The following is a 26,393-nucleotide window of genomic DNA, read 5'->3' as shown; positions in this document are numbered from 1 at the left end:
TAAGTTACTATATATAACCTTCGGGCGGTTTTTATTGTCAATCGGAACTTAATCAATCGATCTGCTCAGTTTGCTCATCCACGGAGCTCAACCCGCCGCAGAAATATCGTATTTCTTCATCTTGTGATTGAGCGTACTTAATGGAAGCGACAGTTGCTCTGCCGCTCGTTTCGTGTGCCAATTACAAGAGTTTAAGCAGTCAATAATTACGGTACGTTCGTATTGGCTGACGACCTCTTTTAGGCCAACTGCGACATCGTCATCTCCTAGAGGTTCAGGTTCAAACGTGGGCTGTATTGCCGATGTAACTGGAGCAACGACTTGATGGTGTTCTACCTCTTCAGGGATCTGTTCACCAAACTCAATCTGAGTAATGGTTTCGAAATCGGAAAGCAGAACCGAGCGTTCGATGATGTTTTTAAGCTCACGCACGTTACCCGGGTAAGGGTAAGCGAGCAGTTGGTTTCTCACATTAGCACTCAAGCCTGGTGATTGAGGCAAGCCTAACATCGTCGTGGTGTGCTGAACAAAGTGCTCAGCAAGTGGGATAATGTCCGCTTGTCTGGATCTCAGTGGTGGTAAAGTGATAGGGAAAACATTCAAGCGATAGAATAAATCGGCCCTAAAGCCACCGTCTTTAATCTGCTGCATTAAATTACAGTGTGTCGCTGCAATGACTCTGACATCCACTTCAATTTCTTTGTTGGCACCAACAGGACGAACTTTACGTTCTTGCAGCACACGCAGTAGTTTAGCTTGAAGTAGCATTGGCATATCGCCAATTTCATCTAGGAACAGGGTGCCACCGTTTGCTGCTTCAAATAAGCCAACTTTGTCCTTGTCTGCACCGGTAAATGCCCCTTTTCTGTGTCCGAAAAGTTCGGATTCCAGAAGTTGTTCAGGAATTGCGGCGCAGTTCTGAACGATTAATGCTTGATCTGAACGATTCGAGTTTTCGTGAATGTATTTTGCAATGACTTCTTTACCCGCACCTGTCTCGCCTCTTAGTAAGACGTCGACAGGCAGAGAGAGCACCTTATCAAGTCGGCTCAATACATTGACCATCTCTTCACTTTCAGCGATCGGACCTTGATAGGTTTTCTTTGTCCGCTTTTTTAGCTGAGTATTTTCACGGACCAATGCTTGGTTATCGGCGCTTAAACTCTTAATCACTTGTCCATATTGCTCTAACCAAATGGCATGGCGAATATTACTTGCCGCCATTCGGCAAAACTCGGTAAGTGCGGTTTCGTTATCGATAACGCTTAAATCGAGCAAAACCAATAATCCAATGGTTTTGCCTTCATCATCAATCAATGGCCAAGCAAGTAAGTTGTTGCTTTTTAGACCTAACGTTTGCTCGGTTTGATAGATGCCTTCGCAGTCATAACCATTATAAGTGTATAGCTCATTGATCAAGACAACTTCGCCGTTACGTACGGCGAAGTTGAATGGGTCGGCTTCACTTACTGTGTCTAACTGCAGTGGTTCCCAAGGATGTGAGGCAATGACTTTTTCATGGTGGTGTGCAGTGCTCGGAATCAAGGCTTGACCGGTTTGGTCAAGCACGTAAATGATGCCATGTTTCGCGAAAGTCATTTGCCTTGCTGCTGTGAGAACGGCATCCAAAGTTTGAGCTAACTGGCTGCGATCAGCCAGAGATTGGCTGATCGCAAGTAGGGCGTTACTAAGCTCACTATGGTTAGCTGAACGCATAGGTTAGAGTTCCTTGCTCGTCCACAGAAACGTCAATTTGAGTATGTGAATCATCCTTGTCATTCACCAGTAGTTGAGTCGAAAGCTGCGGCAATAGTTGACGGTTAATAACGGCATCAATATTTCGAGCTCCCGTCTCTGCAAGGCGGCAGTTGCCTAATACGAATTCTACTAAGTTATCACCATAGCAAAGTGCCAGTTTGTGGTGGCTTTGCAGGCGCTCAGACACTTTCTTCAGTTTATGATGGATGATATCAGTCATTGCTGCGTCTGAAAGTGGAAGGAATGGCAACACGGACATACGAGCCAACAAGGCTGGCTTGAAGTGTTGATTCAACGTTGGGCGAATGGCTTCAGCGACGATATTGGCATCAATGTCTTTCGCTTGGTGAACCAAAGACTCAATCTCATGTGTCGCGAGGTTACTCGTCATGATGATGAGCGTATTTTTGAAGTCGATGGTACGACCTTCGCCATCATTCAGTGTGCCTTTGTCGAAAACTTGATAGAACAGGTTGAGTACTTCTGGGTCTGCTTTTTCAACTTCATCTAAAAGAACAACAGAGTAAGGGCGCTGACGTACTGCTTCGGTTAGCATACCGCCTTCGCCAAAACCAACATAGCCAGGAGGAGAACCAATAAGGCGAGACACAGTGTGTTTCTCTTGGAACTCAGACATGTTGATGGTCGTCATGAAACGTTCACCACCAAACATTTGGTCGGCGATAGCGCGAGCTGTTTCTGTTTTACCTACACCACTTGGGCCAACCAATAAGAAAACGCCCGTTGGTGCATCTGGGTTGCCCAATCCTGCTTTTGCGGTTTGAATACCTTCAGCAAGCGCATCAATGGCAAACTCTTGACCTTTAATGTTTTGAATTAGATTTTGCTTCAAGTTTAAGGTCGCTTGCGACTCATCTTGAAGCATCTTACCCATAGGAATGCCTGTCCAATCAGAAATAACATGACTAATCTCGTCTGGACCTACTTCATAGTGAACGAGCGGATTGGTACCGCGCACGTTATCTAAACGTTCGTTACAAGATTGAATAGCTTCGCGAGTCTGCTCTTCAGAATATTCATGACAATTTGGTTTGTCACTTGTTAGTGCGTCATCATCTTGAAGCGTATTGTCAGCTATAGGAGCGCTGTCTTCTTCAGTCGAAGGAGTAGTAAGGCTATAAAGATGACTACGCAGTTCTATGATCTCTTGAATAAGAGATTGCTCTTTTTTCCATTGAACCTGAAGGGTAGCTTGTTCTTCTGTGGCCTTTTCAATCTTCTCTTTTAGCTCAGGAATTAAAGCGGCACTGTGTTTGTCACCAGTTTGCTGAAGTTGGTCACGTTCTAGAGCTTCGAGCTCGCGATTCGCAGCGGCAATTTCTTGATGTAATGTTTCAACAGGTGCCGGTGTTGCATTAAGGCTAATATTGACGCGAGCACAAGCCGTATCTAACACGTCGATTGCTTTATCTGGCAGTTGACGTCCAGTGATGTAACGATCAGCTAAGTTTGCTGCGGCAGTGATTGCGTCGTCACGTACGTATACGTTATGTGACTTTTCATAGGCTGGTCTTAAGCCTCGGATGATCAATGCTGCTTGAGTAGCCGACGGCTCATCAAGTTTTACCAGTTGGAAACGGCGCGCCAGAGCTGGATCTTTTTCGAAATATTTTTTGTATTCAGACCATGTGGTGGCAGCAATTGTTTTTACTTCACCACGTGCTAGAGCGGGTTTAAGTAGGTTGGCAGCATCGCTGCCTCCAGCTTGATTGCCTCCCCCAACTAGCGTGTGAGCTTCATCTATAAATAAAATGATTGGAGTCGGTGAATTCTTCACTTCATCTAGTACTGCGTTAAGGCGTTTTTCAAACTCACCTTTTACACTTGCCCCCGCTTGAAGTAAGCCCATGTCTAGGCCGTATAGTTCAACACCTTTGAGGCAGTCTGGCACATCTCCTTCGGTAATTTTTAATGCAAGACCCTCTACCACCGCTGTTTTACCAACTCCCGGCTCACCTACGGCGATTGGGTTATTTTTTCTGCGTCGCGCCAAGATGTCGATTATTTGTCTGATTTCTTGATCACGGCAGAATACTGGGTCGATCTCGCCCTTTCTTGCTTTGCCGGTAAAGTCGGTGGTGAATTTACTTAATGCCGAACCATCTTCACGTGCGTCGGTTTTTTCTGATGTCGTTGCTAAAGATTCTAGAGAGTTTGTTGTGAGTTCAGAAAAGTTACGCTTTAAGGTATCTGGGTTTACACCGTCTAAGATTGAAGCGTAGCCGTGCTGACCATAGCGTAGTGGGTTACTCACGAGTGTAAGAAGTAGGGCGCCAGAGCGAATCTGAGTTTCGGATAGATCTAAAGATGAGACCAACCAACTTTCTTGAAGCCATTCGATTAAAAGCGAAGAAAAAACGGGCTTGCTGCCGTTGCCTGTTGTGTTGGTATCTAAAGTCGAACGAATGGATTGCCTTAAAATGGTCTCTGAGCAATCGAAATGACTTAATAAGATATCAAAATCACTATTTGGCCTTTCTAATAAGCTTAATAGATAGTGTTCAATTTGCACTTCATTGGCTTTTTCCGATACGGCTAATGCAGCGGCATCCTCTAAAGCGACTTTTACAATAGGGTGCAGACGTTGTATTAAAGAGGAAAGGTTTATATTTATCATTTTAGTTCTATTAGTTATGTATATGGGATGCAGCAATTATACTAAAATTGATAACTGGTTTTTTATTCGGTGATGAATTTACTATTGTTTATTGGTTACTTTTATTGTTTGTTTTGGCTTTTTATCTGACTAATATTTAAAATCCCGTTAAAAATAATAAATAGTCTAGGTGTTATGATTTAATTACTAGTTTTTTTGACTTTATTTCTAATCTTCGAGATAGTTATTTTGCCTTTGTGTTTTAAATTCAATTTATTAGTATCCACGTTCAATAAATCGTTTTTATAAACAACAAATTGTTGTTAAATATAATGTTTATAACGGGTGATTTTTTGTAACTGACTGTATTCATTGGTTTTATAAAGTTGGCATGATGTTTGTATTAGCTTAATCAGTCGCGGTGATAAGCGATTTGGTGAATTAATGAATTATAAATTTTAAAAAGGAAATATCGATGCCAACTCCAGCATATATGTCTATCAATGGTGAAACTCAAGGTCACATTACTAAAGATACTTACTCTGCAGATTCTGTAGGTAACACTTGGCAAGAAGCTCACGTTGATGAGTTCCTAGTTCAAGAACTTGATCACGTACTAACAGTTCCACGTGACCCACAAAGTGGCCAACCAACAGGTCAACGTGTTCACCGCCCTGTAGTAGTAACTAAAGTACAAGACCGTTGTTCACCTCTGTTATTCAACGCATTAGTGTCTGGCGAAAAGCTTCCTGAGTGTGTAATCCGTTTTTACCGTACTTCAGTACAAGGTAAGCAAGAGCACTACTACTCAATCAAGTTAATTGATGCACTACTTGTAGATATTCAAACTCGTATGAATCACTGTCAAGACGCTGCAACTTCAGATCGTGTAACTGAAGAAGTACTTAAGCTGACTTACCGTGCAATCGAAGTAACTCACGAGAACTGTGGTACTGCTGGTAACGATGACTGGCGTGCTCCACGCGAAGCTTAATCGCTTTTCGTGAAAAACAAAGGGTCAACAACTGCTGTTGGCCCTATTTCTATTATTAGTATCAGGTAAAAGATATGGTGAATGACGTAGAATTTAAGTTTGAACTGCAAGGCTCTGAGCATGATTTTCGTGTGGAGAGCTTTCAGGTAATCGAAGAGCTTTCAAAGCCTTTTCAAATCAGCCTATCATTACTTTCACTTGATCCTGATATCTCATTTGATGCACTTATCCGTAAACCAGGTAGCTTGACTCTATATGGCCAAGGTGTCAGTTCAGCGAGATGCTTTCACGGCGTAGTTAATGAAGTTCGCTACCTTGGATCGGGTAGGAGATTCTCCCGTTACCAACTGACTCTTGTTCCGCAAGTTTGGTTTTTGAGCCAAAGACAAGACTGCCGAATATTTCAACAAAAATCAGCGTCGGCGATCATCTCTGAAGTTTTAGATGATGCGTCAGTAACTGATTATCGATTAGAGCTGTCAGGCGTATATCCTTCAAAAGAATACGTGCTCCAATATCGAGAGACAGACCTAGAGTTTGTTCAACGAATTTTGGCTGAGCATGGTATGTGGTACTACTTTGAGCATACAGAAGCTAACCACACAATGGTTATTGTCGACAGTAATGATGCAATAGCTGAGTTATTGAGCTCACCACTTAACGGGTCTTATTTGGGTCCTATTGTTTATCATGCTGATGGTGGTGGTGTTGCAGATCGCGAGCATATCTCTGATCTTGAACTTGTGAATCGAGTGAAAACCGGCCACGTTACTTACACTGACTATAACTACGAGTTTCCGAAGATCCCTCAGGAAATGAGCAGCTCCGGCGAACTCGATTTAGATTTGAAATTATTCGATTTTCCAGGACGTTACGTTGACCCAGCAATGGGGCAAGTAAGATCAAATGAATGGATGTCAGAGCACGTTGTAGATAATCAGCAAGTAGAGGCGACCAGTAATGTCATGAGACTGGCGTCTGGATACAGTTTTAGTATCAGTGAGCATCCACGTTCGGCAATTAACCGCGATTACCTCATGCTGTCGGTGATGCATAGTGGTCATGACCCTCAGGTGCATGAAGACGAAACTAATGGTCTGCCAACTACATATCATAATCAGTTCGCGTGTATTCCTAGACATGTTGAGTTTAGAGCTCCAAAACTTGAAGCTCCTTTGGTTGAAGGTACGCAAACAGCGGTTGTCGTGGGGCCTGCAGGTGAAGAGATCTATACCGATAAGCTTGGGCGAATCAAAGTCCAGTTCCATTGGGACCGTTATGGCGAGAGCGATGAGCATTCGAGTTGTTGGATTCGAGTTAGCCAATCAATGGCTGCACCGACTTGGGGGGCGGTATACCTACCTCGCATCGGCCATGAGGTGGTTGTTACCTTCCTAGAGGGAGACCCTGATAGGCCATTAGTTACTGGCGCAGTTTATAACGGACTTCATTATCCTCCATATTCGTTACCAGAGAACAAAACGCGGACAACTTTTAGAACGCAAACGCATAAAGGGACAGGCTATAACGAGTTGAGCTTTGAAGATGAAGCTAACCAAGAAGAAGTCTACATTCATGCGCAAAAGGACATGTCGACCAAGGTTTTAAATAACCGTTATCGCGACATAGGCCAAGATGAGTTTTTAAAGGTTGCACGCCATCAGACAAATGATGTTCACGGTGATCACAAAGAGACCATTGACGGACACAAGACCACCCAAGTTAACAGTACGTTTACTGAAACTGTCGAACAAGATGTATCCGTTACTTACAATGCCAATGAGACTCAATATGTTAAGAATAACTCTGATCTAGAAATTGGAGACAATCAAATTACCAAGATTGGTAAGAATGATGACTTGGATGTGGGCGAAAATAGCAACTTAACGGTAGGTGCTTCAAAAAGTTCTGACATTGGAGCTGATGATAACCAAACGGTTGGTGGCAACTTAACGGTTTCTGTTAAAGGAAATACTTCATACAAAGCCGATGGTGCGACCCAGATCATAAGCGGTGACAAGATAGTACTGAAAACGGGTGGGTCTTCATTAGTGATGAATAGTGATGGTTCTATCAAGTTGTCCGGTTCTTCAATAACCATTGAAGGAAGCGATAAAGTTGTAGTCAAAGGTGGAAACGTAGCGATCAATTAATGATGGAAAAACAAACCCAAATTATCCAAACCATCACCGAACAGCAAGCCGAATCAACGGCTTGCTTTTCGCGTTTTGGAACAATTGTATCGATTAACGAATCTAAAAGTGGTGTTCGTGTCGATTTCGAAGGTAACCCTTTACAGCAACCAATAAATGCGAGGTTGGGGCGGGGGTTCAAATTAGCCGAGTTACAACTTGCTATTGATAACAAACTTTCATGTCGTATCGAATTTTTAAATAACGATTTTAATCTCCCTTTAGTCACAGATATCTTTTTCTCCATTCTAGATGATTCTGATGAATTTGTACTGAGAGCAAAGAAAATGGTTATTGAAACGGAACAAGAGTTAATTGTGAGAAGTGGCGAAACAGAGACTCGTTACAGCGGCCGTGATGGCCGAATTACCACCAAAGCCAAATATGTGACTTCTCAAGCTGAGAAGGCTCAAAAAATTCAAGGCGGCACCATTGCGATCAATTGATCGTGTTACTAGATTGGATTCCCGGATGCGTCAAAAAATAGGTATAGATCAACTAAACCAGCCGATTACTAATGAAGATGTGGAACTGGCCATCGCTAATGCGGAAATTACGCTCACTTTATTGAACGAGCTTCCTATCAAATGGCTGGATATGTGTAATGAAAAGCTGTCACTGGCTTCGGAGACATTCGGTTTCTTGTTAAAGCAACGCTTACAAGTACACAAAAGGGGATACCCAAGCGTTAAACTGGAGTATTTAGCGCTGGCTGAGCGTCAGATTGAAGACCTAAAAAATGTTTATTTGTCTTTCTATCGATTGGCTCCGGGATTGATTCATCAATTAAAGCAGAGCGAACCAACCATTTATGCTTGGCTCATGTTGAATTCTGAAATTGGACAAGAGCACGAAAACCTACTTTGTGGTTTATCGATACTTGATGATTTGGATTACCAAACCGCAAAATTGCTAGTTGTTCAGTCATCATTATCAGACATCGACTCTGTGATCATCGGAATGGTTGAAGGTGGTTGTAAGCTTCCCTTACTTTTCCTTGAATGCATACAGTTACGTCAGAGTATTACTGTCGGTTTATTAAAACGTTGGCTCAAAGATAAACGATTTTCCGATCATAAAACGCATTCGTTTTTATCTTTACAAAATGATTCAGAGAGCGTCATTTGGTTAGTTGAAAATACTGCGGGCAGTCAGAATTTGTTTGAACGATTACTTGCGAAGGAAGACAGGAATACATGGTTTCGTAAGGAGTTCGGTGTATCCGTCGATGGTGTCTTTGATCCTGAAGTCATTACTTTTGCCAAACTTTTAGAACTCAAAGAGTTTTCCAAGTTTGATACGAGCGGTGCGCTGGCGCCAATTGAGTTTGTTTTACATGGCCTGAATGAGCACGTTCCTGAAATAGTTGAATTGATGTTAAGCCTTGATGAGTTCGATGGCGAGCAATGGGTTCAGGCGCTCTATATTGTCTATGGACAACGTATGCCAGTGACACCAGAAAATTTTGGCCTCGACATTGAATGGGATGAAATACTCATAAAGTTAACAGAGTGGGTTGAAAGTGGTGCTTACATACAAGTATCACCAAGTCGAATGGGGCAACCTTTGACCTTAGAAACCAGTATACAAGCCATGTTCGATACTCAGGTTAGTACCGTATTTAGGGTTTGGATTTGGCGACAGGTTTGTCTTCACACTCGATCATACATTCCTTGGGATTTTACTATGCCTGCTCATCAACAAAACTGGAATATCACACGATTAACTCAGAATTCAGCAGCCTCAGAAAGGTTCAATTTAAGGAATAATAATGCAGTTGTGGGATATTGAGAATCATCCTGACCTTTCTATTAAAGGCAGATTCCAACGAGATCAGAATGGCGATGAGGTGTGGGTTGTTGTTGGAAAACGCTCTTGGAAACTCGTAGATTCAGTTTGGACGGAGCAAGAAGAGTCAGAGATTTACGACGATCCGATTTATTTGGGTGAAGCGGGGCTCTCCGCCATGAAAGTAGACCATGAATTTGCCATAGTCAAAGCCAATACTGATGTGCTGATTTTCGGTAAGGCACGAAGCTATGCAAAAAAGGCAGTTACGTACCACGAGTGTCGGCTTTTGATTGACGGTCACATTGATAAAACCATCTCGGTACTTGGTGATAGGCAATGGATTGAGCATGGTGGCAGTGTAACATTGAGTAAACCACTCCCATTTGTCGAAAAAGAGATCGATTTCTCATGTGCCATAGGCGGCGATTTAAGAAATCGACTCGGTGGAGGAGTTGCTGATAGCAAAGGTGAACTATTAAAACAGAAGGTTCCTTCTGTTTTCTATCCAACAGAAGATTGGAGTGCGACACCCAAGAATACACGGGTTGCTGGATTTGGCCCGTTAGCCCCATTTTTCGGGGCTCGTCAGCAATATGCTGGCACTTTTGATGACGATTGGCTAGAGAATAGGAAACCTCTTTATCCCGTAGACTTTGACCAGCGTTTTTATCAGAGTGCGCCACTAGACCAACAATGCAAAGGCTTCATATCTGGCGGTGAACGATTGATGATGAGTGGCTTTTGCCATAATGATGCACTCTCTTTCCGTTTCCCCAAAGAGATGTATGTAGCAGAAGCTCAATTTAAAAATGCCAACTATCAAGTAGATATGCCTATTTCTACGGTTTTCATTGATACAGAGGCTCGCATACTTTCAATCAGTTACAGCGCTGCCTTTCCATGTCAAGGCGAGGAGCATCTTTTAGTGTCAACGAAGATCCATAAAAAACAGGAGTTGTCGGATAATGAATAACAATTCAGCACGATTCGTTATTGGTATGGAAGCCATGACACCAACGGGCATGAATCTTGATATTGCCACAACAGTTGCCAAAGCGGATTTGGGAAGGTTCGATCAGCAAGTGGCCGGTGATGGGATAGAAAGATTCACGTACGCTAGTATTGAATACATTTCCAGTACATCATTGTTTGACAAGTGTTCGGTGCTTATTGAGAGCTTGATCGACTCTCTTTTAAAGCAGTTACCTACATCATTAAAGCCTATTCCGTTACTCGTCAATGTACCGGGCTCTATTTCTGCTGTGGAGATGAGTCAGTGGTTAAGTGAATGTAAGCATTGTGATTCAATATCACGTTATGAAGTGGTTCAACAAAGTGGACCATCATACTTGACCACATCATTGGCTAAGTTGAACCAATTCGATGCAATAATGAGTATCTCAGTAGATTCACTTGTTGATGATCTCAGTGACTTAATCGAAGCTGGAGATGTCATGAGTTCAACTAATCCATGGGGCATAATACCGAGTGAGGGCGGGGCGGGTTTACTGTTATGTCGGAATAACTTGGTGCAAACGTTAAAGCTTAAACCCAAAGCAAAGTTAGGTTATTTCGAAGTAGAACCTGCAAATACAACGCGAAGGTCAGTAATGAAGCTCGTCAGGAATGCGAGTCGCAATATCAAGAGTTTTGGGCCTGTATTCTCTGATATGACTAATCTGAGGTCTCATACTGAAGATTATGGGTTCGCGTTAGGTGCACGCGCCGAATGTTTTGATAACCCACAGCAGCCCACTTTAATTAATGATTTATGGGGTACATTGGGTAGTTGTTCTGCATTGGCATTAATGGCCTGCACTATCCAAGAGGTAACGCATAATAGCCCTGTAACCCTGTTAATGTTTGATGTTAAAGGAGAAAGGGCGTTGCTCCAACTCACTTGTATGAAACAGACCTGACTGCATAGCCGTGATACGAAACGCTTATATTATAATCATTATCACACGACAATTATCTGAAAGGCGATTCAGTAGACAAAGTTAGTCTTAGCGTTTATTTAGATCCACCTTATTCATCAAGCCGCTTTAGTTGCTGCACCGCTCTATCTCTAAATTTGTAACACCTTGATGAAACTGATGTGTATTTTTATCATCGTAATTAAGTATAGCGTTGTACATTCCAATGACGAACTCAAGCTTAGGAGCGGGGCTTGATGGTTTTATGATAAGTGAGCAGTATTTCAGTGCTTTACCATACTCACTTGATATCGAACTATTCCTAATTCCTATTTGGTGAATCCACTTCCCAAACACCTATTCCAATTATAGAGATAATCAATATTATTTCTGAACATTACTCAGATAAACGAACAATTCGTTTTTATTAGAATGAACTAAAAATGTGACTCAGTTAACAATGTATGTTTAGTTCGTTATTTACGTGGATAAGTACCCTAATTTTTAGCCAAAAATAGTTAGTTAAAGCGTTTGTCGTAATGTTCGGTTGTTTAGTAATAATAACTGAATTAATAGTCTTACCGATGGTTTTAAATACTGCTATTGAAAAGGGTATTGGACAGTAATTATTATCCAGCATTAATTTATTTCGTTTGATAAAGAGTTTAGCGTGCCAGAAAAGCAAGGGACAGCCAAAGGTTATCTAGATAAGTTGGTTGTGAAAGCGATCGAAAAGAAAAATCAGCAAGCTCAGAATATGGCTAATAAAAATAAGCCCAAGCTAGAGTATGTGATTTTCTCCCAATTTGACGTGTTAGATACATTACCTTCAAAAAATGGCAAAACGACTGTTTATCACCTGGCCAAGAAAGGGAACCCTGAAAAACAGGTTTGCTGTAAGGTTCTAAATGAAGGTTCATCTGAACTTGCGAATGAATTAATCATTAATGAAGCCAGTCGTCTTGAGATGTCTCAACATCCGAGTGTTGCTGATTTCATTAAAATAGGCAAAGAGTTCGATCGACCATACTTTATGTATCAGTGGATTCAGGGCGAATCTTTGGCTGAAAAAATGGCTCGTCATACTCCTAAAGGTTTTAGGCATGACCATATTGCGTGGCTGATATATCAATTGTCTGGTGCGCTTGAGTTTATGCACACGAGAGGTGTCTGCCATTTAGATATTAAACCTTCAAACATTATTGTTACAGAGTCCGATTATGTAAAGTTGATCGACTTTGGTGCTGCTCGTTATGTTGGTGAATCTAATACTTACGCTGAAGCAAGCATGAGCTATGCGTCTCCTGCATTTATAAAGTCTGGCGTGGCTCAACCTCAAGATGACGTCTATTCATTGGCGTTATTAACTGGGCATCTATTTCTTGGTGCTGCATTTGGTGATGCTTGGACAACTCAATTACAAGCAAAAAAACGACCAGGTTTAATCCCTAACCATGTATGGAAGTTAATTAAAGATGTTGTCAACAACCCTCGACAGCACAGGTATACAGCGACTTCGTTTGCGCAGCAACTAGCTAAGATCGATACCCAAAAATTTGGTGCTGATGTAAGTGCTCCCTTATTTAGTAGTTTACGGAATGCTGATCTCGTTCTAACCAAACATCGAACTATTGACAGAATTCAAAGTGGTCGACTCCGATACTTAGAAGCGAGTTTGGTTCTGTGTGTCGTAATTATCACTGGCACATATTTATATAACCAAGGTCAGCCTGAATGGAAATCGATTGTTAAATCTACCAGCAGTTCAAGTAGCCTTGTGAGCACTATTAAACCTGCACAAACCGCGTCTTTTTTAGCGCAGTCTCCATGGGATATTGAATTCGCGTTACAAGATATGGAAAAAGATGTCGTCTCGACAGCTCCTTACCGAGAAGCTTATGAAGTCCAACAGAGCAAATTAGCTAAGTTGTATAAAAACTATGAATCGGACTTGAATGAATATGAAGGGGCGGTCGATCTACTTCCTAAAACTCTGATGTCGATCCGGCATGATCTCGTTGTTTTGCGAGAAAAACTGAACAGTGACGGCTCTCTATTTCCTTATGCAGATAAAGCGCTGACGGAAACGATGGCAAGTCTGAATAAGGCGACCATCAATTCACAAAATATTGCCGCCTTTGGTGGGAATCAAGAACAGCGTTTAGTCGAACTCATCTTAGATGGGAAATCAGATGTTGCAGACAGTGATATTGAAACTGCTTGGAAAGTAAACCAGTCAAGAGCCTACTTTTATAGTCATGTATTACCGCGAAAAGTGCTCAGCGGAATAGATGCCTCGATAGAGAAAAATGCAAAGCAGCATTATTACACCAAAGCAATTCTTGAGGCAGAAGCTGCGCAATCATTTTTTGGTAACACGCCAAAATTGAAAGCTAAAGTAAGAGCTCTAAAAGTAGCAAGAAGCGAATTTATCTTGTTCAGTACTGTAACTGAACAATCAGTATTTGGCCGACAGAAACTTCACGACTCGTTAGCTGATCTAGAGACTAATGCCCCTAAGAAATTCAGCGAAATAACGGAAATTCTTAATAGTATGGCAAGTGATTCTATAGACAAAAGTCATCAACTATCTAAACCAGCGCGAGGTGCTATAGCAATCGAGCGAGCAATTAGAAATTACAATTCTGAAAGCAGAGGTTAACTTGAGTCTGATCGATACTGAAACGCTATTAGCACCAATATCTGAACACTCACCAACTGGTGAGGATGCTAGGTACGAGTTTTGCTATGAAATGATGGAAGCCGAAGTGAAAAAATTTGGTTCATTATTTGGTGAGACTGTTGACTGGCATATAGTAAAAGTCCATTCGATTGAAGTGCTAAGTCAGCATAGTAAGGATCTTAAAGCGCTTTGTTATCTGATCCGTTCTTTGGTAGAGGACAAAGGCGAGATAGGGCTTGAGGAAGGATTATCTTTGCTCAATGACTCAATCAGTCGTTTTGGTCATGAGTTATACCCTAAACGTAAAAGAGGTAGAGATGGGGCTGTTGAGTGGCTCAATCATCAATTCAAACTCGTCGCGACTAAATTGTCTGCAGAATCCCTTGACTGGGAAGTTCTATCTCGATGTATCACACTAACTGAAGGTATCCAGCGTCAGTTTGACGAGATATTTCAAGACTCTGATGTAGACTTTTTCGAATTAAAAAGTCATTTGAATCAACTAATGCAGAACGCATCTTTAAATGAAGAAACGTTGGTTGAACACAGTTTGGCTGATTCCGAACCGCTCATTGATGTTGTTGCACTGTCCGAGAAAGCGATCGTTCCACAAAGCCACGAAGCTGACAGTCCGAAGACGCACACCACGCCTAATCAGAAACGAAGTAAACCTCGAGAGCACAGCACTGTAGACGTTGACACAGATTTTTCATCTCCGGCTGCATCAAAGCGTACGTTAAAAAAAGTGTCTGAGATCATGGTGCATTCAAATCCGACTGAACCTTTAGGATATCGGATTTACCGTCACCTGACATGGGCCGACGTTGATGGTTTACCTGATCACAAAGACAATCTAACGCCTCTTAGCCTCGCTGTGTCATCAGACCAGCAGGCGGAATATCGAGATAAAGCAAATCAAGAAAGTGATATCGATACGATCAAGCGTTTAGAGCGAACACTTACTGATGCGCCATTTTGGCTGACTGGGCATTATTTCGTTTATTCAATGTTAGACAATCTTGGGTATGACGAAGCTGCGTTGGCTGTAAAGCAAGAAACAAAGAGATTTGTCGATTCTTTTGAGGGAATTGAGAACCTCTCTTTCAAAAATTCTATTCCATTTGCGGATGAAGCAACGATTACTTGGTTGTCTACAGGTAACGCTTGTCCTTCGGGTAAGTCGTCAATAATTCAAACTATTGTTGTAGCTGAAGATGATCTATCTGAGATGGAGGATATTGCCCTAGGTGACTTGGGTAAATATGTGGCTGAACTGTCAAACAAACTCGAGTTGGATAACTCCGGTCGTGGACAATTCATGTTGCACTTAAAGTTAGTGAAAGCCTACCAAAGTGTTGGTTTATACCCTTTGTGCTTGCCTTACTTGGAACAAAGTTGGGCGGTGGCTAAGGAACTAAATCTATCAATTTGGGAACCCCATTTGTTTTTTTCTTTAGAAAATCTAATTCAAAAAACTCTAAAGGAACTATATCGAACTAAGGATTTTTTACCTGTGAGATATAGCGAATGGGAAACAATTTATGACCAGCAATAAACTAGAAAGGACTAATTATGTCACGTGATGGCTCGGTGGCTCCGAAAGAGCGAATTAATATACGTTATGTTCCAGCAACAGGCGATGCGTCTGATGATGTTGAACTGCCCCTAAGTATGATGGTTGTCGGTGACTTCACTGCTCGTGCAGATGAAACTCCGATCGAAGAGCGTAATCCGATTAATATCGATAAAGATAACTTTAACGAAGTATTAGAAGGTTACGCACCGAATATCAAAGCAAATGTTGAAAACCGTCTTTCTGATGAAGAAGGTGCGCAAATTGGCGTTGATATTACATTCAAAAATATGAAGGACTTTACTCCAGAGTCGATTGCGAAGAGCGTTCCTGAGCTGAATGGTTTACTAGAACTTCGTGAAGCCTTGGTTGCATTGAAAGGCCCTCTAGGGAATGTACCTGCTTTCCGTAAGAAGATTGCAGCAGTTCTTCAAGATGAAGAAGCAAGAAAGAAACTTTTGGATGAACTAAGCATTGGTGCAGACCAAGGCGAAAAAGCAGAGTAAGGAAGATCATGTCGGCAGAAGCACAAGCACCAGAACAAGAAGCCGCTCTAGTTGAGTCAGGCTCTCTTCTGGATAGCATTTTAAATGAGACTCGCATTAAACCTAGTGATGAGGGTTTTGACGTTGCAAAGCGTGGCGTTGAAGCATTCATTGGTGAGTTATTAAGCAGCTCAACAGTAGAAAAAGTAGACCAGTCTTTAGTTGATTTGATGATCTCTGAGATTGATCAAAAGTTGTCTAAACAGGTTGATGCAATTCTTCACAACGAAGAAGTTCAAGCGATTGAATCAACATGGCGTGGTCTTAAATATCTTGTTGATCACACGGACTTCCGTGAAAACATTCAAATCGAACTTATTTCGGCTAAGAAAGACGAAGTTCTGGATGATTTTGAAGATGCTCCTGAAGTAGTGAAATCAGGTTTATATAAGCAGATTTATACTCGTGAATACGGTCAATTTGGTGGTAAGCCTGTAGGTGCCGTTATTTGTGATTACCAACTATCTGCGTCTTCGCCTGATATTAAACTAATGGAATATATGGGTAATGTAGGTGCTATGTCTCATGCACCATTTATTACTTCTGCATCTTCTCAATTCTTTGGTTTAGATTCTTATGAAGAATTACCAAACTTAAAAGACTTAAAGTCGGTATTTGAAGGTCCTCAGTATACTAAGTGGCGCGGATTCCGTGAGCACGAAGACGCACGTTATGTTGGGCTGTGTACATCACGTTTTATGCTGCGTACGCCATACTCAGTTGAAGACAACCCAATTAAGGCGTTTGACTACGATGAAATGGTTACGGACAGCCATGACAATTACCTTTGGGGTAACTCAGCTTATGCTATGGCTTCAAAGATCAGTGAGTCGTTTGCAAAATATCGCTGGTGTCCAAACATTATTGGCCCGCAAAGTGGTGGTGCGGTAACCGATTTACCGGTTTATAACTTTGAAGCGATGGGTCAGATCGAAACTAAGATCCCAACCGAAATTCTGGTTTCTGACCGCCGTGAGTATGAACTTGCAGAAGAAGGCTTTATGGCTTTAACAATGCGTAAAGGTTCTGATAACGCAGCGTTCTTCTCGGCAAACTCAGTTCAAAAACCAAAAGTGTTTGCGAATACACCTGAAGGCAAGCAAGCTGAGATGAACTACAAGTTGGGTACTCAGCTACCTTACATGTTCATTATTAACCGCTTAGCTCATTACATTAAAGTACTTCAACGTGAGCAAATTGGTTCTTGGAAAGAGCGTACCGATTTGGAAGTTGAGCTAAATAAATGGATCCGTCAATACGTATCTGACCAAGAGAACCCGCCAGCAGAAGTTCGTGGTCGTCGACCGTTACGAGCGGCTAAAGTCGAAGTGTCTGACGTTGAGGGTGACCCAGGTTGGTATAAAGTATCGATGTCTGTTCGTCCTCACTTCAAGTACATGGGCGCGAGCTTTGACTTATCTTTGGTTGGTAAGCTAGACCAATAATAAGTTTGGAAATAAATAAGCGGCCAGGTTTACTGGCTGCTTTTTTTCTTAGAGTGTTATATGGAAAAAGGTTACCGATTATTAGAACGAATTGAACTTGGTGAGCCGAAAAATTGTTATGAAAAAGTGGTTTCACATAGGCATTTAATTGAATCCATTCATCTGCACCTTGCTGATTTGCTTAATACTCATGCGGGTAATTCAATGATCGATCGGGAATATGGCTTACCTGATTTCAATGATGTTCTATCGAACAACACCAATTTAGTTCGTCACATCCAAAAGAACATCACTTCCACAATAGAAAGCTTCGAACCTCGGCTACGAAGTGTTGAAGTACATTACCGAGAAAATCACAACAACCCTCTTCAATTAGGCTTTGGCATATGCGGAGAAGTCTTACACAACGGTGGAAAAGTTCCGATGTCTATCGATGTCTATATGGGAACTGACGGCCAATTTAACGTTTAGTAGGTGCCCATTGAGTAACAGTAAATACTTTCAAGATGAACTCACATATCTACGAGAATCCGGCAGCGAATTTGCCAAGTACAATCCAAAACTGACCAACTTTTTGTCTGAAGGAACATTCGATCCTGATGTAGAACGTCTTCTTGAAGGTTTTGCGTTTCTTACTGGCCGTATTAGAGAAAAGATTGATGATGAACTCCCAGAGCTCACTCAGTCGTTAATGACGCTGTTGTGGCCACATTACATGCGCTCGATTCCTTCGTTATGCATTAGCGAACTAACGCCACACTCCGGAAGTGTCACTGAAAAAACAGTGGTAAAGCGCGGGGCTGAGATGGCTAGTGAACAAGTGGAAGGTACGCAATGTTTATTCAGAACCTGCTATGACGTAGAGCTTTTCCCCTTAAAAATCACAAGCATTGACCAAAGCAACAGTCGAACAAGCTCATCTGTTGATGTGACACTTGCGACTGAACATGGGCTAGAGTTATCTCGTATCGGGTTAGATAAATTAAGGTTTCATTTACATGGTGAGATCCATATAACTAGAATTCTTTTCTTATGGATATTTAGATACTTAGACTACGTCGAGTTAGACGTGGGCGGTGGGTATAAACGTAAACTTGGACCTGAATTTGTTAAACCGGTTGGGTACCAAGACGACGAAGCGATACTGCCATATAGCGACAATTCATTTGCAGGTTATCGTTTGTTGCAAGAATATTTTTCTTTACCAGACAAATTTATGTTTTTTGATATTACGGGTCTCGATTGGCTAAAAGGGATACCACAAAGAAGTACCGTGAACCTTAAATTCCATTTTAAGAGAGCATTACCTGCCGAAGTTGTCCTGAAAGATAAGCACTTAAGGTTACATTGCACGCCAGCTGTGAACCTATTCGAAAAAGATGGTGATCCAATTCGGCTTGAACATCGCCGAAATGAGTATAAAGTTCGGCCACAGAGTGACAACCAGGATCACTACGAAGTTTATTCAATAAACCAAGTAGAAAGTTGGAGCAAAAATGAAAGGCGACGAAAATCTCTTATTGAATTTGAGTCCTTTGAACACCAAATAAATCAAAGAGATAAACGTGATTTCTACAAGTCAAAAGTTTCAGAGCGAGTGAGTGGAAGAGGGCTTGAGCGTTATATATCTTTTCATACCCACAATGGGGATATTGCAGACCTAGGAACCGAAACGGTTTTGATGAAGTTATTGTGCAGTAATGCAGATTTGTCTGAAAGATTGTCTGTAGGAGACATCATATATACCACACATAAATCTCCAACTTACGCCACGTTTAGTAATATTACTAAACCTACGCAATCTGTTAGCCCGCAAGTGAATGGCGAACTCCAATGGCAACTGATTGCTAATATGTCATTGAATTATCTATCGCTCTCTAATATTGATGTACTCAAGGTTTTACTGTCTACATATGACTTCCATTCTAGAGTGGATAGGCAGGCTCATAGGGCTTCGTTGCACAGGCTTGACGGTATTATCTCATCAGAAATGAAACCTATCGATAGAGTGTTTAGAGGGGTATCCGTTCGTGGTAATCAATTTAAGCTTAAGATGAACTCTAGTTTTTTTGTCAATGAAGGGGACATGTTTTTGATGGCAAATGTATTGAATGAGTTCATACGCTTATATTCAAGTGTTAACTCATTTACAGAGTTAGAAGTCTATGATGAACGCAGTGGCGAAAGCTACCAATGGGCAAGTTTAACTGGACAGCAAACAATCTTATGATTGATGAATTATCAGAAAAAATAAACGAATTTAGCTTTTTTCAAGCAGTTTTGTTGTTAGAGAAGCACTACCAACTATTACCGGGCAGTGATTTTGTAGCGGTTGGTGAAAACAAATATTTTTATCAAGAGAGAATTGCGTTTAGTGTCTCACCAAACCTCTGTTTCCCCAAAAGTGATATGGAATTCATCAGTCATATGGAAAGGTCTGGTGAGCACTATTCGAGAATTGAAACTAACTTTTTAGGATTACACGGTTCAAGTTCACCTTTGCCCGCGAACTATACAGAAAAATTAGTAGGTAGAGATGATGATGATAATCCAGTTAGAGACTTCTTTGATTTCTTTCATAATAGATATACCAGTTTAATCTATCGTGTTTGGAAAAAGTACCGTTATCATGTTCAGTATCAAAGCGATGCAACAGATGACTTTTCTGGGCGTATGCTGCACCTAGCAGGGTTGTCTAATGTTATTCAAGAGTCTGATACGATCGGGCTTGATCGTGCAAAGATTTTGTCTTACGTCAATCAGCTATCTACCAGGACACGCTCTCCGAAACTGATTTCTGGCATTGTTGCGCACTATTTTTCATTACCAAGTGTTCGAATCGAAGAGTGGGTCTTTCGAAGAGTAAAAATTGCCGAATGCCAAAGGAATCAATTAAATAGAACGAATTGTATTTTGGGTTCAAATTTACATTTAGGTAAGAGCATCCCAGATCTAAACGGTAAGTTTAATCTTTGTATTGATAACATTGATTTCGAGACGTTCCGAAAGTTCTCCTATGGAGGAGATTTCCATAAAACTTTAGTGGGGTTGATGCGTTTTATTCTTCGTGACCCCATGTCTTGGGATTTAAAGCTAACCGTTGATTTAGACTCAGTTCCAAAGAACCAACTCGGTCAAGGTGATGGGACGAGTTTGGGGCAAACTTTTTGGTTGGGTCAAGCAGGTACGAAAGATGCGAAGATTAGAGTAATTGGAGGCATTTAAAAAAGCCGCTCATAAGAGCGGCTTTATTTTTAACGACTGATTGGCTGGTGTAGCACTACTGTTGTATTGAGAGAGCGAATGCCATTGAAAGACTCTATCTCATTACATAAATGGTGTATTGATTGCAGATCAGGAGCTTCAATCAAAGAAATAATGTCGTAGGTCCCCCCAACAATGCTTGTAAGTCTGACTTCAGGTAGTTCTTTTAATGCATTACTTACATCATTTTTCTTACCTTTTTCACAAGAAATTAGCAAATAACTGGCCGCTTTTCTCCCGTCATTTTCTACTCTTATTTGTGCCGTATACCCTTTGATAATACCGGTCTTTTCAAGCCTGTTGATGCGTTCAGCGACCGCTGTTCGCGACAAGCCGATGTTGCGAGAAAGATTAGCAATCGATTCTCGCCCATTGGAGAGTAGATTCGAAAGAATTTTACGATCTAGTTTGTCTAAGCCTTGTAAACTAATGTTGGACATCATGTGTTCTGCCTTTTCTGAATTATTATTGTATTTGTATTTGTATTTGTATTTGTATTTGTATTTTTACTATATAGCTTCGGGTAGAGTGAAGTTATACAGCTCCGCTAACGTAAACGGGTTTTTCTGAGTCAAAGGAGTGATTCGCAAGCTCAGATCTCTGCCTGATACTTTTATATCACTCACGAAGCTACCGTTATGGGTATTTGTTAACGTTGAGTCACCAAATAACCGATAGATAGCCCATTGACCATTCTTGCTTAGTACATGTTGTTTACCTTCGTCTGTTACATCTTGAATTGTTATACTGATATTGAAATCTCCATTTTGAGGAGGCCACTCAAGTTCGCGAATTCTGCTGGGACCATGGTAATAGTTGATATTTGAGTCCGCTATTTTTAAGCTTGCTCTGATCGCACTAGAATCAAGATCAAGTACCTTCGCACTAAATGGAAGGTACAAACGGTTTGTACTCTTGTTGATTAGTGTATCTCTGATGACATTGTAATTTCGTAACTGAACAAGCAGTTCTGGTGAGAGAGGCATAATTTCACCTTCTACTTGTTTTGGCGTCCATAGGTTTGTGTCATAAAAAGGAGCGAAATTTTTATCGATAAATGCATCAAGCAAGCCTCCCGATGCGAAAAGCAGCTCAAAGTCTTCGATCGAAATTTCTTCTGTTGCACTTAGATCAAAAGGGTACCTTCCTAAACCTAACTCTTTGAACTTAGAATAGATCTCACTATACCAAAGAGTCTGTATTCCTTTTGATGATTCAGAAATCATCACGGACCAGCTCTGGTTAACTACGTCTAAAAGCCAACTTCTTACTGGCTCAGGAGATTTTTGTGCAATTTGTTTTAAACGAATCAGAGGATCGGCATCCGTACTACTCATCCGGTGTTGTGCTGCAGACAACGCTGCCATTTGAGGGTCCGGTGCGTCTGCTATATCTTTCATATACGTACGAACTCTGCTCAGTGCAGTTATCGTTTCATCCCATGGTGTAGGGGAGTTTGGGGTTTCGTTAATTTGCAATTGATTCAAGATGTGGAAAGCTTGTTCAACTCTTTTCATTAATAAGTAGTCAGGCTTTACAACTTCTTCAACGAGTTCTGGTGCTGCTTTTACGGCACCCGTAAGTTTAGGGTTAACTTGAGCCATTAATGCTCCTTGTTGACCGATCGGTGAAAACTGCGTGTTTGTATAAACTTGTTTTAGAACCGTTGTCATCGGAGAAGATGGGCCAGAGATCAGATCAATGGCGTTAGTAATCTCCCCTATATTGTTATAACGCTTTACTTTTAGTTCGCTTAAAGCATTTCGCCAATAACTGATGTAGTCATCCGTATATTTTTTTCTTACTTGCTTCTTGAATGTCTCTTGTTCTTTGTCTGTTGGGATTACGTGGTTTGACAAACCCAATACCCAGTTGTCGGTGATGACTTGTTGCGACATTAAATCGACGCGAGGGCGGTAAAACGTACTGAAGCCTGTAGATGTGTAAACTTTATCGATTTCTAATCGTTGAGGATCCAAGTTGTCGTTGAAGACATTATTAAAGTCGAAACCGACTGCTCGCTGTAAATTCAAAGTGCCTAAATCAATGTCACCTGCTTGTTGTAACAAGCTGGCGTACACAAGATCTACATTTGAACTAGAGAGTAGAGAACGTCTTGTCGCACGCACCATATTCATGTTGATCGATACAGGTTCAAAATCAGTGCGGAAATATGCGTCCAAATATTTCATCACTGTCGTGATCGAGTCTGGTTGATCACTGAGTTTTTGGAGCGTTGACATCGTTTGCTGACGTAGAAATTTTATCTCGCGTTTTGTAGGATCATTCAACATTAAGTAACCTTTTAGTAAAGGCAGTGCATTATTAACGTTGTCTTGATTTTGTGTTAGTTGCAAACGATAACCTTGCTCAATTACTGGCATTAAGTGGTTTCTAATTTGCATTATGAGGGCGTTATAAGCGATTTTCGTACTTTCATCGAGACGACTTACATTCATATTCACAAGTTCATTATCTAGCGCTTGTGAGCCACTAAGCCATGCTTGATAAGATGGTTGTACAGTTTGGATCGCACTTGAAAGAGAACTTTCAAAAGAATTGCCTTTTGGGTAAGACGATTGTGAATCATCTATACCAATAAGCTGACTAATCACTCTCAGGTTGTCATCTAAAGTCGTTGAAAACAGGTAAGCACCACTACCTAGTAAAATAATGGAAGCTGCAACGGCTAGACGGCTCTGCCTCTGGATCATCCTAAGGTAAGTCTTGTTTTCACCTGCGAAATCAGATTCAGGCAGGATCTGAGAGTCCATTAAGAAACGCGTAAAATAGGGCGTTTCTGTTAACTGAGTATGTTCCGACGCAATGATCGGCAAGTTAAAGTAGTTGCTGCAACTCTTAGCTAATAGGTTGTATTTTCTACCACCTTGGATATTCGATATAAAAAACACTTCACGGATATCAAGAGAATAAGACCCAGTATTGAGTTCTGAAAGTCGTTCTATCACAGAAGCAATTTCAGACTGACACAATTCGAATTGTTTAGGGAATGCTAATATGGCTTGCTTCTCGTTAACGTCATTAGAGTGAGACGACGAATCTAACGCATTGCTCTCCATTACTTTTACTAAATTACGGAAGCTATCATGGTAGTACTCAACAAATACACCTTTAGCTTCCTTTAATGGAATTGATAGAAATTCAACCGAGGTCTTTAAAGAACTAAAGTGTATGTATTCCTTAAAGCCTTCTAGTTTATCGAGTTTAGACATCATTAGATAAAGAGGAATTGCCGATGATGTTTTGTCACTTACTGACTCTAATCGATGATTCAGAGCAGTTAATGTATAGTCAATTTGCTCTGATTCAGAAACGATTAAAAATTCAAAATCGATAAAGAAAAGACAACCTGAAAATGGCTTTCTAGGCTTGTGTTTAATGACCTCATCTACAAATGTGTTCCACAGAGCGCTATCGTTACTTGATACTTCTTGAAACAATAGGCGTTGATCCGGTTTGATATACACGGCGGAGTCTGACTCATACCATTCGAAAAAATCATTCTTTGCAGTACGAGTCTGATCCATTGGCTTGATTGCACTGGAGTTAAGTAGAAACTGAGTTCGACCCGCGTATTTATTGCCAATCATTAAATAGATTGGCTTTTTATTGGAACCAGAAAGAAGCGGACGGATGACCATGGCTAATGCTTCTTCTTCTGTTTCCAGCTTTAGGGCTTTAGTGTTGTTTTTCTTTTTTAGCCACAACGTTACCTGAAACAACGAATAGAAAATTGTTATAGCACCTAAAGCAATCCATAGGTAAAACTTGTCTGTTATATCTAGCCAAAGGATATAGATTGCAGCGATCGTAGCAGCAAGAAAGAGGAAAATGGCCGTTGATATAACAACAGGGTTCCTCATTAGTTTGTGTTTTAACATAAGCCTATTTCGTTGTTTTGAGTTTGTTGTAATACCGAGTCTTAAGACGGTTTTATGAGTTTTACGGTTTATTTGCTGACAGATCTGATTCTAAGGTTTTTATTTTGTGTAAATAGACGTTCAGTATCCGAAGAGATTTCTGTAGTTCTTTTTGTTGTTGTTCTTTTTCTGCATATTCAATGCGGCCAATCAATGGAAAAAGAGAGTTACTGTACTCATAAGCTCGTGCTGTCTTTTTACTTTCACTTCCTCTAATTACATTCGCAAATACAGTCCTGGCGTTAGAAAAGCGTCGGTGAAGTTGGGCGTAATCTGTGTTTAACTTTTCTTGTTCATTGGTGAACTCTTGGCGTAATCGTAGAATAGAAGACGAGTCCGGATATAGCTTGGTCAAATCAAGCGTCAATCGGTCTAAAATATCGATCTGATACACTTTGATTGGATCGGCAACCCAACCTTTCATTAGTGTGTCTAATTGGTTTACGACATTAGGTCTAACATCTTGAGAAATAGGAGCATATTCATATCTTAATGAATGTGCTATTTCATTAAGTTGTGAGATATCAGATGTGATGATTTGTTTAGTCAGATCATTTAGTTGGTATTGCTTATAAAAGAAGTGAGAGGACAATGCTAAAGCAAGAAATCCGGCTAACAGGTAGACGACTAAATAATTAGAGGGTGTTTTATCGTCGACTTTCGATGTTGTTGCAGATTGCTTATTTGACACATCAATTTTAATGGTTGATGGTTGAGCCACTGGTGTTGGTTGTTTATTTTCTTCTGGAGCTCGGTACTTTCGTTGATTCTCTGCTTCGCGCAGGTTTGCTTCGGTCTCTTTATGTTCATCAACCCATTGCTTTAAGATTCGACGTACCCCACCTAATGAAGGTGCTTTTATACCGTAATGTAGTCTTAGTTCTTCTTCAATTCTCATACATAAGCGATGGCAAGTTTCGATCAGCAGTACGTCGTCGGGGTTTGTTTTAATCGACTTTATTCGTTTTTCTGTGTGTTCAACCATCCAGTCTATCGCCCCAATCCTTGCGTTTGATTTTGTAACTTCTGGATATGCGGTAAACCAATAAACGACGCATAAGTCCAGAATAGAACTGAGTCCTTCAGCTAAACCTTTTAAGCCATCATTATGTGTTGCTGCGACAGTAAAGTAGCAACTACAACGGAAATCTTTGCTGTTTTTCGAAAGTATCGTTTTTGAAAGAGACTGAACCTTTTTCCAAGATACTCTCCCTGTCACCTTATTAAGGTTATTAATTTGACGTTTTATCTCTGTAAAATCATCTAATGCGTTTGGGTTAGTTCCGCTAGGCTTTTCTTCGTCAATAGGCCGTCTTGTGAAATCTGAGGAGAACATAATCTTGATATCCAACTGTATATATAACGAAATCGAAATTTAGCGATAACTAATAAATTTAGCCTCGCTTGTTTTTATATTTATATTTTTTCAAGGATTCTATAGTCAAACAGAATAATTTGAATGTTAAAAGATTTGAAAGTTCTGAATTTCAGCACTATGTGACCTTATTCACAAAAAGATCAAAAAACGTAACAATTTACGACTGAGCTTTATAAAGTTTCAGTGATGAAAGTCACGTTTATGGTCTTTGTTGGGAAAAATAATATGAACCTAACTATTCCTGTGTGTGGTGTTTTATTGATCAATAATTACTCTTATCAATGATTACATAAATA

The 26,393-nt window shown here is 40.8% G+C and carries 17 protein-coding genes and 2 pseudogenes; 13 read left to right on the top strand and 6 right to left on the bottom strand.

Annotated features, from left to right (window positions below):
* Positions 1 to 87 precede the first annotated feature (87 nt).
* The 3 genes and pseudogenes from AB4493_RS15455 to tssH all read right to left on the bottom strand — a co-directional run.
* Positions 88 to 252 (bottom strand): annotated as a pseudogene (locus tag AB4493_RS15455) (helix-turn-helix domain-containing protein); the annotation flags it as partial.
* A gap of 83 nt (positions 253 to 335) precedes the next feature.
* Positions 336 to 1,716: pseudogene (locus AB4493_RS15450) on the bottom strand (sigma 54-interacting transcriptional regulator); the annotation flags it as partial.
* Positions 1,703 to 4,396, bottom strand: a complete 2,694-nt coding sequence (gene tssH, locus AB4493_RS15445; RefSeq protein ID WP_372110359.1) for a type VI secretion system ATPase TssH — start codon at positions 4,394 to 4,396, stop codon at positions 1,703 to 1,705. The pseudogene AB4493_RS15450 and the gene tssH, both read right to left, overlap by 14 nt.
* 454 nt (positions 4,397 to 4,850) lie before the next feature.
* Between tssH and AB4493_RS15440 the strand changes: the two genes are divergently transcribed.
* From AB4493_RS15440 to tssG, 13 genes are all read left to right on the top strand, one after another.
* Positions 4,851 to 5,369: an Hcp family type VI secretion system effector gene (locus AB4493_RS15440; protein ID WP_012600867.1), complete on the top strand. Its 519-nt coding sequence runs from the start codon at positions 4,851 to 4,853 to the stop codon at positions 5,367 to 5,369.
* Positions 5,370 to 5,443: 74 nt separating this feature from the next.
* The gene (gene tssI, locus AB4493_RS15435; RefSeq protein ID WP_372155365.1) at positions 5,444 to 7,522 is read left to right on the top strand and encodes a type VI secretion system tip protein TssI/VgrG; all 2,079 of its coding nucleotides are present in this window, start codon (positions 5,444 to 5,446) and stop codon (positions 7,520 to 7,522) included.
* Positions 7,522 to 8,007 carry a hypothetical protein gene (locus AB4493_RS15430; protein WP_017062589.1) on the top strand — a complete coding sequence of 162 codons (486 nt, stop codon included), beginning with the start codon at positions 7,522 to 7,524 and terminating at the stop codon, positions 8,005 to 8,007. Before tssI ends, AB4493_RS15430 begins: the two co-directional genes overlap by 1 nt.
* A 25-nt stretch (positions 8,008 to 8,032) precedes the next feature.
* A complete protein-coding gene (locus AB4493_RS15425; protein WP_372110363.1) occupies positions 8,033 to 9,352 on the top strand; it encodes a hypothetical protein in 1,320 nt (439 codons plus the stop codon).
* Complete coding sequence (locus AB4493_RS15420) at positions 9,333 to 10,325, top strand: DUF2169 domain-containing protein (protein WP_372155363.1); 993 nt, start codon at positions 9,333 to 9,335, stop codon at positions 10,323 to 10,325. The genes AB4493_RS15425 and AB4493_RS15420 overlap by 20 nt, the downstream gene beginning before the upstream one ends.
* Positions 10,318 to 11,271, top strand: coding sequence for a hypothetical protein (locus AB4493_RS15415; protein ID WP_102361670.1), 954 nt, complete (start codon positions 10,318 to 10,320; stop codon positions 11,269 to 11,271). The genes AB4493_RS15420 and AB4493_RS15415 overlap by 8 nt, the downstream gene beginning before the upstream one ends.
* 667 nt (positions 11,272 to 11,938) lie before the next feature.
* The gene (locus tag AB4493_RS15410; protein ID WP_102333582.1) at positions 11,939 to 13,930 is read left to right on the top strand and encodes a protein kinase domain-containing protein; all 1,992 of its coding nucleotides are present in this window, start codon (positions 11,939 to 11,941) and stop codon (positions 13,928 to 13,930) included.
* Position 13,931: 1 nt separating this feature from the next.
* On the top strand, positions 13,932 to 15,506 hold the full coding sequence (tssA, locus tag AB4493_RS15405) for a type VI secretion system protein TssA (protein ID WP_029235906.1): 1,575 nt from the start codon (positions 13,932 to 13,934) through the stop codon (positions 15,504 to 15,506).
* 17 nt (positions 15,507 to 15,523) lie between these two features.
* Positions 15,524 to 16,030 (top strand): type VI secretion system contractile sheath small subunit, encoded by a 507-nt coding sequence (gene tssB, locus AB4493_RS15400; protein WP_017064520.1) that lies wholly within the window; start codon positions 15,524 to 15,526, stop codon positions 16,028 to 16,030.
* 8 nt (positions 16,031 to 16,038) lie between these two features.
* Positions 16,039 to 17,514, top strand: a complete 1,476-nt coding sequence (tssC, locus tag AB4493_RS15395; RefSeq protein ID WP_017067544.1) for a type VI secretion system contractile sheath large subunit — start codon at positions 16,039 to 16,041, stop codon at positions 17,512 to 17,514.
* 60 nt (positions 17,515 to 17,574) lie between these two features.
* A complete protein-coding gene (gene tssE, locus AB4493_RS15390; RefSeq protein ID WP_017064522.1) occupies positions 17,575 to 17,985 on the top strand; it encodes a type VI secretion system baseplate subunit TssE in 411 nt (136 codons plus the stop codon).
* A gap of 10 nt (positions 17,986 to 17,995) precedes the next feature.
* Positions 17,996 to 19,744, top strand: a complete 1,749-nt coding sequence (tssF, locus tag AB4493_RS15385) for a type VI secretion system baseplate subunit TssF (protein WP_017064523.1) — start codon at positions 17,996 to 17,998, stop codon at positions 19,742 to 19,744.
* Complete coding sequence (tssG, locus tag AB4493_RS15380; RefSeq protein ID WP_029235222.1) at positions 19,741 to 20,739, top strand: type VI secretion system baseplate subunit TssG; 999 nt, start codon at positions 19,741 to 19,743, stop codon at positions 20,737 to 20,739. The genes tssF and tssG overlap by 4 nt, the downstream gene beginning before the upstream one ends.
* Before the next feature lie 29 nt (positions 20,740 to 20,768).
* Here the strand turns inward: tssG and AB4493_RS15375 are convergent, their stop codons facing one another.
* From AB4493_RS15375 to AB4493_RS15365, 3 genes are all read right to left on the bottom strand, one after another.
* Entirely contained in the window at positions 20,769 to 21,221 is a 453-nt protein-coding gene (locus AB4493_RS15375; protein WP_017062578.1) for an Lrp/AsnC family transcriptional regulator, read from the bottom strand.
* Positions 21,222 to 21,287: 66 nt separating this feature from the next.
* The gene (gene tssM, locus AB4493_RS15370) at positions 21,288 to 24,680 is read right to left on the bottom strand and encodes a type VI secretion system membrane subunit TssM (RefSeq protein ID WP_372155360.1); all 3,393 of its coding nucleotides are present in this window, start codon (positions 24,678 to 24,680) and stop codon (positions 21,288 to 21,290) included.
* Positions 24,681 to 24,741: 61 nt separating this feature from the next.
* Positions 24,742 to 26,055 (bottom strand): type VI secretion system ImpA family N-terminal domain-containing protein, encoded by a 1,314-nt coding sequence (locus AB4493_RS15365; protein WP_371714317.1) that lies wholly within the window; start codon positions 26,053 to 26,055, stop codon positions 24,742 to 24,744.
* Positions 26,056 to 26,393 lie beyond the last annotated feature (338 nt).

Origin of the sequence: Vibrio sp. 10N.222.55.A1 (assembly GCF_041473835.1) — a bacterium.
Classification (GTDB): Bacteria; Pseudomonadota; Gammaproteobacteria; order Enterobacterales; family Vibrionaceae; genus Vibrio; species Vibrio crassostreae_C.
Note: the sequence above shows the minus strand (reverse complement) of the source record. Positions and strands in the feature narration are given on the sequence as shown.

Excerpts from the sequence above, each read along its gene's own strand:
- tssH (WP_372110359.1), bottom strand. The coding sequence starts at position 4,396 with ATGATAAATATAAACCTTTCCTCTTTAATACAACGTCTGCACCCTATT.
- AB4493_RS15440 (WP_012600867.1), top strand. The coding sequence starts at position 4,851 with ATGCCAACTCCAGCATATATGTCTATCAATGGTGAAACTCAAGGTCAC.
- tssI (WP_372155365.1), top strand. The coding sequence starts at position 5,444 with ATGGTGAATGACGTAGAATTTAAGTTTGAACTGCAAGGCTCTGAGCAT.
- AB4493_RS15430 (WP_017062589.1), top strand. The coding sequence starts at position 7,522 with ATGATGGAAAAACAAACCCAAATTATCCAAACCATCACCGAACAGCAA.
- AB4493_RS15425 (WP_372110363.1), top strand. The coding sequence starts at position 8,033 with ATGCGTCAAAAAATAGGTATAGATCAACTAAACCAGCCGATTACTAAT.
- AB4493_RS15420 (WP_372155363.1), top strand. The coding sequence starts at position 9,333 with ATGCAGTTGTGGGATATTGAGAATCATCCTGACCTTTCTATTAAAGGC.
- AB4493_RS15415 (WP_102361670.1), top strand. The coding sequence starts at position 10,318 with ATGAATAACAATTCAGCACGATTCGTTATTGGTATGGAAGCCATGACA.
- tssB (WP_017064520.1), top strand. The coding sequence starts at position 15,524 with ATGTCACGTGATGGCTCGGTGGCTCCGAAAGAGCGAATTAATATACGT.
- tssC (WP_017067544.1), top strand. The coding sequence starts at position 16,039 with ATGTCGGCAGAAGCACAAGCACCAGAACAAGAAGCCGCTCTAGTTGAG.
- tssE (WP_017064522.1), top strand. The coding sequence starts at position 17,575 with ATGGAAAAAGGTTACCGATTATTAGAACGAATTGAACTTGGTGAGCCG.
- tssG (WP_029235222.1), top strand. The coding sequence starts at position 19,741 with ATGATTGATGAATTATCAGAAAAAATAAACGAATTTAGCTTTTTTCAA.
- AB4493_RS15375 (WP_017062578.1), bottom strand. The coding sequence starts at position 21,221 with ATGATGTCCAACATTAGTTTACAAGGCTTAGACAAACTAGATCGTAAA.
- tssM (WP_372155360.1), bottom strand. The coding sequence starts at position 24,680 with ATGTTAAAACACAAACTAATGAGGAACCCTGTTGTTATATCAACGGCC.
- AB4493_RS15365 (WP_371714317.1), bottom strand. The coding sequence starts at position 26,055 with ATGTTCTCCTCAGATTTCACAAGACGGCCTATTGACGAAGAAAAGCCT.